At 58.3% G+C, this 693-nt stretch carries 1 protein-coding gene and 1 pseudogene; one reads left to right on the forward strand and one right to left on the reverse strand.

Features of this window, described 5'->3' with window-relative positions; all coding sequences use genetic code 11:
- Positions 1–242: 242 nt before the first annotated feature.
- Positions 243–449 carry a hypothetical protein gene (locus AB4Z23_RS27600; RefSeq protein WP_003517068.1) on the forward strand — a complete coding sequence of 69 codons (207 nt, stop codon included), beginning with the start codon at positions 243–245 and terminating at the stop codon, positions 447–449.
- A gap of 41 nt (positions 450–490) precedes the next feature.
- On the opposite strand, the pseudogene AB4Z23_RS27605 reads toward AB4Z23_RS27600, so the two are convergent.
- A pseudogene (locus AB4Z23_RS27605) lies at positions 491–693 on the reverse strand (short-chain dehydrogenase/reductase); the annotation flags it as partial.

Genomic DNA, 693 nt, shown 5'->3' on the forward strand with positions numbered 1-693 from the left:
ATCTGACCTCATGCGGGACTTGATCGACGTCAAGACAAGGAAAGACCGTCCACCACCAAGATCATGAGGCTCGCTGCAAGGACAGCATAGGATATGCAGTTGGGGCAGACTAAGACCTCGGCAGGCGAGACAAGCTCTAGCCACTTGATGCAGATCAGCACCAAATTTACAGTTGCAAACGGAGCCAGTGTGTCTCACGAGGTCAGTTCGCCGGCCCCTACGGCGGTATGGCGGTTGAGAAGATGAGGATCAGCATCATGCCGATCCCGGTGGCGACAATCGGCGTGCCCGTCCACCTGCTGACCCGACCCAACACCGGCTGGAGGTTTGCATGTTGCGCCAGGCCTACCCGTGTGATCATTATTATCGTACGCGCGATGATGCTGTTCAGCGTCGCGACGACGGCGCTCGCGCTCAGACGGTTCGTATCCTTTCAATGGGAGGCCTGAAAGCGACCTCCCATCGGATGAAATTAATCAGACCCACGTCGTTATGAGTCAACGGGGAAGTCGGTCGAGACCGAGACGGTGCCCCATTCGGAGAGAATGGCGTTGTCCTGTGCACGCTTCTTTTCGATCGCTGCGACGGTATCACTACCGAGCGGGAGGCGGACCGGCGGATTGGGGGCGTCAGCGAAGGCGATCAGGACCTCTGCCAGCTTTTGGGGGTCGCCGGGTTGGTTATGGCTGAGAC

The sequence above is a fragment of the Agrobacterium sp. MCAB5 genome, from assembly GCF_052114365.1.
In the GTDB taxonomy this organism is placed as follows: domain Bacteria; phylum Pseudomonadota; class Alphaproteobacteria; order Rhizobiales; family Rhizobiaceae; genus Agrobacterium; species Agrobacterium tumefaciens.

What these genes read in the sequence shown, in the direction of transcription:
- AB4Z23_RS27600 (WP_003517068.1), top strand. Translation starts at nt 243, where the DNA reads ATGAGGATCAGCATCATGCCGATCCCGGTGGCGACAATCGGCGTGCCC.